7 protein-coding genes and 1 riboswitch are annotated in these 7,301 nt (G+C 64.0%); of the genes, 5 read left to right on the top strand and 2 right to left on the bottom strand.

From position 1 onward, the window contains the following. The coding region (locus tag ASE88_RS05455) for an alpha/beta hydrolase (protein ID WP_200910157.1) at nt 1–670 on the top strand (670 nt) is incomplete at its 5' end. Between the two features lie 116 nt (nt 671–786). Here ASE88_RS05455 and ASE88_RS05450 read toward each other — a convergent pair. After that, nucleotides 787–1,662 (bottom strand): MBL fold metallo-hydrolase, encoded by an 876-nt coding sequence (locus tag ASE88_RS05450; protein WP_200910156.1) that lies wholly within the window; start codon nt 1,660–1,662, stop codon nt 787–789. A 52-nt stretch (nt 1,663–1,714) separates the two neighbouring features. Beyond that, nucleotides 1,715–2,353, bottom strand: a complete 639-nt coding sequence (locus ASE88_RS05445) for a DsbA family protein (RefSeq protein WP_056476498.1) — start codon at nt 2,351–2,353, stop codon at nt 1,715–1,717. 76 nt (nt 2,354–2,429) lie between these two features. Between ASE88_RS05445 and ASE88_RS05440 the strand changes: the two genes are divergently transcribed. The 4 genes from ASE88_RS05440 (at nt 2,430) to ASE88_RS05420 (ending at nt 7,297) form a co-directional block, all read left to right on the top strand. After that, on the top strand, nt 2,430–3,365 hold the full coding sequence (locus tag ASE88_RS05440) for a LysR family transcriptional regulator (protein ID WP_056476204.1): 936 nt from the start codon (nt 2,430–2,432) through the stop codon (nt 3,363–3,365). Nucleotides 3,366–4,066: 701 nt separating this feature from the next. Continuing rightward, a complete protein-coding gene (locus ASE88_RS05430) occupies nt 4,067–5,152 on the top strand; it encodes a sulfite oxidase (RefSeq protein WP_055843150.1) in 1,086 nt (361 codons plus the stop codon). Continuing rightward, on the top strand, nt 5,152–5,592 hold the full coding sequence (locus ASE88_RS05425) for a YidH family protein (protein ID WP_051916165.1): 441 nt from the start codon (nt 5,152–5,154) through the stop codon (nt 5,590–5,592). Before ASE88_RS05430 ends, ASE88_RS05425 begins: the two co-directional genes overlap by 1 nt. Before the next feature lie 240 nt (nt 5,593–5,832). Continuing rightward, a riboswitch (Fluoride riboswitch) is annotated at nt 5,833–5,909 on the top strand. A gap of 23 nt (nt 5,910–5,932) precedes the next feature. Next, nucleotides 5,933–7,297, top strand: coding sequence for a voltage-gated chloride channel family protein (locus ASE88_RS05420; protein ID WP_056476202.1), 1,365 nt, complete (start codon nt 5,933–5,935; stop codon nt 7,295–7,297). Nucleotides 7,298–7,301: the final 4 nt, after the last annotated feature.

The following is a 7,301-nucleotide window of genomic DNA, read 5'->3' as shown; positions in this document are numbered from 1 at the left end:
CGTCGGTGGGCCGGGTGGCTATCACGGGCTGGCGGCTGCGTTCGCAAAGGCGATGAAGGCGCGTGTTTACCTGCCGGACTACCGACTGGCGCCGGAGCATGCATTCCCCGTTCCGATCGAGGATACGTTCGCTGCCTATCGCTGGCTGATCGAACAAGGGCAGAACCCGAAGTCGGTGACGTTCGCCGGCGACTCCGCGGGCGGTGCGATGGTCGTCTCGGTGATGGTCATGGCCCGAAATGCCGGCGTACCGCTGCCGGCTGGTGGCGCCGCGCTCTCGCCTTGGGCGAACCTCGAGCACACCGGTGCTTCGATGTTCAATCGCGAAGGCCTGGACAAGCTGAACACCAAGGCCGGCCTCGACCTGATGGCCAAAACCTTTCTGGGTGGTGCGTTGCCGAACAGCCCCGAGGCATCACCAGTCTTCGCGGACGTTCGTGGCTTGCCGCCTATTCTCGTACAGATCGGCGAAGGCGAACTGATGCTGAGCGACGCCATCCGGCTTGCGGGCCATTTGGGTGAGAACCGTGTGCGGGTCTCGTTGGAGGTATGGCCGGGCATGTTCCACGTCTGGCACATGTTCCAAGCAGAGCTGGCCGAAGGACGCGAGGCCATCGCTAATGTGGCCGTGTTCCTGAGTCAGGCTGTCGAGAAGGCGTCTGCTGCCTAGTCAGCCATCGCGCCACCCTTTCCACGGGGTGGCGCTACCCCGGATTAACCGCTTGGCACACCCTGCGGTTCATATGCAGGGAGGTTGGTGCCGGGATTGCTCGAGGCTGTCCGTGCTCAGCCCCACTTCATTTCGCCGGTCGCGACCTTCGCGCCGACCTGCAACGCCACGCCCATGCCGGCGTCCGGATAGCGCGCGGTCATCGCTGCGATCAGCGCCGCGCTGTCGGGCTTCTTGGCCAGCTCTTCCTCGAACGCGCGCAGATAGTCGCGCGTATAGGCGATCGCTGCCTCGCCAAGCGGCGCGTCCGGGGTCATGTGGCCCGGCACGACGACCGTGGGCTTGCGCGCCAGCATCACATCGAGCTGCGCGATCCAGGCCGCGCGCGCCTCAGCGCCAGCGGTGTCCGCGGTCCAGACGTGCACGCCCGAGAATATCAGCACGCCGCCAACGATCGCCGACAGCGACGGCACCCAAAGATAGCGGCGGTTGGCGAGGCCCGTCGCAGCGATGATCTCGATCGCCTGTCCGTCGACCGACATCGGCTTACCCTCAAATGCGTCGGGCATGACGATGTCTGCCAGCGTCTTCGGACCATTGTCACCGAGCTGCGGCCCCCAGGTCGCGAGCTTCTTATCAACATTGGCCTTGATTGCGGAAATCGTGTCCGGCGCGGCCAGTACGCGGGCATCCGGGAAGGCGGCCTTGATCGGGCCGAGGCTGAAATAATAATCGGGATCGCTCTGGCTGACATAGATCGTCGTCAGCTTTCGTCCGGTCGCCTTGATCGCCTCGACCAGCGCACGGCCGTCGGGCAGCGTGAAGCCGCCATCGACCAGCACCGCCTCGGTCGCGCCCCAGATCAGCACCGGTGCGCGGAAAAATCCGTGTTCGCCGGCGGGAAACGACTTCCACTGGAGCGCCTTGCCCGCGGCGAGTGCGTCGCCTTGGCCGATCATGGATGCGGCGGCGCCGCCTGCGATCATCGTCATTATCTGTCTCCGATTGGGCATGGGAAAGGTAATCCGGTCGGGCCCGGCGCGATCACGCAAGGTGGTTGGAGGATATCAGTGAGAGCGGATTCTGGTTCAGGCTGGTCGCATCGACCGGCGTCAGCACGGTGCCGTCGATGCGGAACAGCGCTGGGACGCCGCTGATCCCGAAGCGCCGCATCACCGATCGTGCCCGCTCCAGACGTTGCCGGTCCGCCTCGCGCAAGGCCGGTTCGGGATTGGCGAGCATGACCGCAGCCGCGTCGAGGCCGGCGTCGACCAGCAGGTCGATCAGCACGAACATATCGGTGATATCGCGCCCGTCGACATACCGCGCGCGCTGGATCGCACGAAGCGCGCCCAATTCACGGTCCGGTGCAGTCTGCGCGACCGCGGTCAGGGCGAGTGTCGCGGGACCGCTGTCGAGGGTCAGGCTTGCGCCACGCACGATCCGATCGCGATAGGGATCGCCGAACACCGCACCAGTCGATGCCGCGATGCGGCGGTCGCTGGCGAGGATATGGTCGCGCATGTCGCCGCCGAGCGCCCGCGCGCCGTCGCCGGCGAACAGGCCGCTGGGCAATGGCTCGACGGTAACGCCGGCCTGGTCCGCCAGCGTGGCGATCCCGGCCGAGGCACCGTAGCACCAGCCGCAAAGCGGATCGAACAGATAGAGGAAGTAGGTGGTCATTGTCGGTGCCTCCTTGATGACCATTATATGCGCCGTCCGGATTGCGACGTGTAGACCGAAGATCTAGACGGACCGTATGTCAGAAGCATACAATGCGCGTGCCGGAGCCAATCGCGGCGTCAACAATCTGAAGCGGCTCGCCTATTTCGCCGAGGTGGTCGAGACTGGTTCGTTCACGGCCGCAGCCGAGCGATTGGGGATCACCAAGGCAGTGGTCAGCCAGCAGGTCGCCAAGCTCGAACGCGCGTTCGAAACTACGCTGCTGATACGCACCACGCGCAGCGTCCGTCCGACCGAGGAGGGCCGGGCGTTTTACGAACGGTGTGCGCGTGTGCTGGCGGAAGCACAGGATGCCTTTGACGGTCTGGCGACCGACGATCGCGCGCCGACCGGCACGCTGCGCCTGACCGCGCCGTTCGACTATGGGATTGCCATCGTCGTGCCCGTCATCGCTGAGTTCCAGCGGTGCTACCCGACCTGTACGGTCGACTTCCTTATCGGGGACGCGACTCTCGATCCGGTCGGCAGCGACATCGAGCTTGCGATCCGGGTCGGTTGGCTGGCCGACAGTGCGTTGCGATCGCGGCGGATCGGCACCTTCGGGCAAATACTGGTGGCGAGTCCTGCGGTAGCTGGCACCCTGTCGTCCAACCCGAACGTCGCAGAATTGGCCGAAATGCCTTTTGTTGCAAACGGCAATCTGCGCGACCCGCTGGGATGGACGTTCCGTACCGAAGACGAGCGTCAACATTTGGTTCGGTTTGCGGCGACGCTCACGATTAGTGCCACGCTGGGTGTGCTTCAAGCCGTTCGGGCAGGGGCCGGCATCGCCGTGCTGCCCGACTTCGCAGTTGCCGATGATCTGGCCACCGGCCGGCTGGTACGGGTCATGCCGACATGGCATCTCGATAGCGGCGGAATTCATGCGGTAATGCCAGATACCCGGTTCCGGCCTGCGCGTGTGACCGCTTTCCTCGATATTCTAGCCGATCACGAACGCCGACGATCTTAGAGCGGATTGGCAGCGTGCCGGGCTTTGAAAAGCCACCATCTTTCGGGAATGACTAAGTTGGGTAGGTTAGCGGACGGTCCGCTTTTTACGGTCGCGGTATTCCCGGAATGCGGTCCACACGAGCAATACAGCAAGGATGAGTATGGCTCTCGTAGGAAGATGACTGACGGCGGAGTTTAAGTCGCTGTTGATCCAGTCGAATGCGAACTGTCCGACCAGTACCGGCAATCCGACCATGAGAATGAGGTATAGGACGCGGCGCTGCATCTGCTCATCGTATATAAGCCCCGAATGCCTGCAAGTGGGCGAAAACGGCCCTGCTGCTTCTCATCGCCGACTGCTCGCCCTGCGCTGTCCGAAAACACACGATAGTCGCTTGTCGAGGTTGGCGACGGCGTTTTGCGACGCTTGAGAGGCTGGCGTCCGAAAACACCCGTTTGTCGCGCATCTGCGATGGCGACAGGGTTTTCCGTCATCCCTAGTACCTAGCGACGACTTTTGGGACAAAGCCGTCGTAGCAAGTCCAGCCACATCGCGACGATCTACGGGAAAGGCTGTCTGGCGCTCGGCGCCTTCGCGCGACGGCATAGTGATCGCTCCACCGCCGTCTAGAAAGGGATAAGCTATCGAAAGAGTCTGGGTGACATCGCCTAGCAAAACGATCGATTTCGCTATTGATTTCATCATGGTAGGCCGCTTGCATGACCGCATCCGATCGCGCCGAACAGAATCTGATCCTCCGCTGTCCGGAGCCGCTCAATGCGGAAACGCCCCCGGATAAACTGATCACGTCCTTCCTGACGCCGCAGGCGAACTTCTACATCCGCAGCCACGGACCTACGCCGGAACTGGCCGACGATCATCGTATAGCGCTGGACGGCTTAGTCGACCGCCCGCGCTCCTACACGGTTGCCGAACTTCAAACGGCATTTGCGACCCGGACAGTGACCGCGACCATGCAGTGCGCCGGCAATCGTCGGGCACATCTTCAAGACGTGGAAAAGACTTCGGGCGATCCCTGGGACGTGGGCGCGATCGGCAATGCGGCGTGGACCGGCGTCGCACTGTGCGACGTGCTCGCCGCAGCCGGCATCCAGGACGGCGCGTCGTTCGTCGGCACTACGGGGGCCGACAACGTGGATGTCGATGGTGAGACAGCACCGTTCGGTGCCTCGATCTCGATCGCCAAGGCGCTAGAGCCCGACGTGCTGATCGTCTGGGCCATGAATGGCGAGGCGCTGGCCCCCGAACATGGCGCACCGCTGCGGCTCGTCGTGCCGGGTTATGCGGGCGTTCGTAGCGCCAAGTGGCTGACGCGCATCGAGGTGCGCGATCGCCCGTCCGATGCGCCGATCCAGGCCAAGGACTACAAGCTCTTTCCGGCATCGGTAGCGAAGGAGGACGCGGACTGGGATCGGGGTCTGACTATCGAGGAGATGCCGCTCAATGCTGCGATCTGCGCGCCGGTGGACGGCGCGCATGTCAGCGCCGGCGCGTGCGAAATCGCGGGTTATGCGGTCGCCTTCGGCCGAGCGGTCTCGCGCGTCGAGGTCTCCGTCAATGGCGGCACCGACTGGCTGCAGGCGGAACTGACTGCAAAACCCGATGCGCCTTGGAGCTGGACGCAGTGGCACGTCACGGTCGATCTGTCTCCCGGACTCCACGTCCTGATCGTGCGCGCCGTTGACGGTGCCGGGCAGATGCAGCCCGAACGGCCCGAGGCGATCTGGAACTTCGCCGGCTATCTCTCGACTGCCTGGCATCGCATCGCCGTTACCGCTGGCTGATGGACGCGCCGCACGACGCCGATCGGGCCCATGCGAAGCTGGCGGAGAGCGCGAGCAAGCTGAAGGACAGCGCAGTCCAGCAGGTGGACAGCGCCGACCGTCGCACAGAGCTTGCCGCGGACCGCACAATCCTCGCCGGCGAACGCACCTATGCTGCCTGGGTACGTACCGGACTGGCGGCGCTCGCTTCCGGTATCGGCGCGCGCGCGCTGCTCAAGGACGTCGTGTTCCCGTGGCTGGCGACGGCGACCGGGACCATGCTGATCTTGTTCAGCGCCTTTTGCTTCGCCGCTGCGGTGTGGCGAGAGATGGGCGCAGGCGCCCCGCCGCCACGACCGGACATCAAGCGCCTGCCAGCGACGTTGCTCCTAGTGATGAACGGGTTTCTCATGCTCGTGTCACTGGCCGCGCTCGTCGGCATCTGGACGGCACGCTCGTAGCAGCCATCCCTAGGTTTGCTGCGAGCCGATCAGACCCCGCAGCGCATCCGCGGCTTTCGTGCGGTATCACCCCCTTGTGACGAAGCCCAAAAACGACGTGGGCCAAAGCCGATCGGTCCCGCATGCAGCGTACCCGGGGTCGGTACATAATAACGGGCTTAGATAGACGCTGCCGACTGCCCGGTCCGAGCATTTGCCCGACCAACATGCCCATTGACGGTTGGGGCAAACGTCTCATAGATCGACTTTGGCAATGGATTTCTGCCGGGCAATTTGGCCGAACCGCTCTGATAAGAGCTGATGATTCCTACTTGGCGCCTTCAGGCAGCAAGGAGGAATTGTGCGCGCTACCTTTCGCAATCTCGTCGGCACGCTGAACGTCGCGGCATTCATGCGCGATCGTCACGACCATGCGATCTCTGTCCTGCGCTGGGCGCTGATCTTGCTGCCCATGGCGGCACTCGTCGGGACGCTATGTGCGGCGTTCCTGCTGAGTCTCGATACCGTTACGCGACTGCGGTTTGCGTCGCCTTGGCTGCTCTATCTGCTGCCGGTGGGCGGGTTCGTTGTCGGATTACTGTACCATCTCACCGGGCGCTCGGTGGAGGGCGGCAACAACCTGATCGTGGAGCAGATCCACGAGCCTGGTGGCGGGGTGCCTCTGCGGATGGCGCCGCTCATCTTCTTCGGCACAGTGGTGACGCATCTTTTCGGTGGCTCGGCCGGACGTGAGGGCACCGCCGTCCAATTGGGCGGAAGCCTTGCCAGCGGTTTCGGCCGCGCGCTCCGCCTCGATGCGGGCGGCACGCGCATCCTGTTGATGACGGGTATCGCAGCCGGGTTCGGCGCGGTCTTCGGCACGCCGATCGCAGGCGCGGTCTTCGCGCTCGAAGTGCTGGCGATCGGCCGCGTCGAATACTCCGCGCTAGTGCCTTGCCTCGTTGCGGCGCTGGTCGGAGATTGGACGTGCCTCGCCTGGGGTATCCATCACGGTGTCTACCCGATCGGCGCGTCGATACCGGTCGATGCGCTGCTCGTGACGGAGGCAGGTGTTGCGGGGATCATATTCGGACTGGTTGGTCTGGCCTTCGCCGAAGCCAACCACCTGGTCGGGGGATGGCTCAAGCGGATTGTTCCCTATGGTCCGCTACGTCCAGTGATCGGCGGGGTCTTCGTTATCGCGCTCGTCTTCTTGTTCGGCACGCGCGACTATCTGGGCCTGGGTGTCCTGGCAGCGAGGCCCGACAGCCTTACCATCGCCAGCTTCTTCGGACCGGACACGCATCCGTGGAGTTGGGCGATCAAGCTCCTGTTTACCGTCGTTACGCTCGGCGCGGGTTTCAAAGGCGGTGAAGTCACGCCGTTGTTCTTCATCGGCGCAGCGCTCGGTAACGCGCTGGCGCCTTTCTTGGGCGTGCCGACGGGCCTGTTCGCCGCGATCGGCTTTGTCGCGGTCTTTGCCGGGGCCGCCAATACCCCGCTCGCCTGCACCTTCATGGGAATCGAACTGTTCGGCGCCGGCTATGCGGTGCCGATCGCCGTCGCCTGTTTCGTGGCCTATCTCTGCTCGGGCCACAACGGCATCTACCTGTCGCAGCGCGTTGCGATACCCAAGGTGCCCGCGAACGGCCTTGCCCCCAATGCAACACTGCGCGAGACACGTACACGCTGCACAGCACTTCGCGCGCAGAACCGCGTGCCGTGAGTTG

The sequence above is a fragment of the Sphingomonas sp. Leaf38 genome (genome assembly GCF_001421825.1).
Lineage (GTDB): Bacteria > Pseudomonadota > Alphaproteobacteria > Sphingomonadales > Sphingomonadaceae > Sphingomonas.
This window is presented reverse-complemented; position numbering and strand designations above follow the sequence as displayed.

Bases quoted from the DNA above. Each gene is read 5' to 3' on its own strand.
- ASE88_RS05445 (WP_056476498.1), bottom strand. From the start codon at position 2,353: ATGACCACCTACTTCCTCTATCTGTTCGATCCGCTTTGCGGCTGGTGC.
- ASE88_RS05440 (WP_056476204.1), top strand. From the start codon at position 2,430: ATGTCAGAAGCATACAATGCGCGTGCCGGAGCCAATCGCGGCGTCAAC.
- ASE88_RS05430 (WP_055843150.1), top strand. From the start codon at position 4,067: ATGACCGCATCCGATCGCGCCGAACAGAATCTGATCCTCCGCTGTCCG.
- ASE88_RS05450 (WP_200910156.1), bottom strand. From the start codon at position 1,662: ATGACGATGATCGCAGGCGGCGCCGCCGCATCCATGATCGGCCAAGGC.
- ASE88_RS05425 (WP_051916165.1), top strand. From the start codon at position 5,152: ATGGACGCGCCGCACGACGCCGATCGGGCCCATGCGAAGCTGGCGGAG.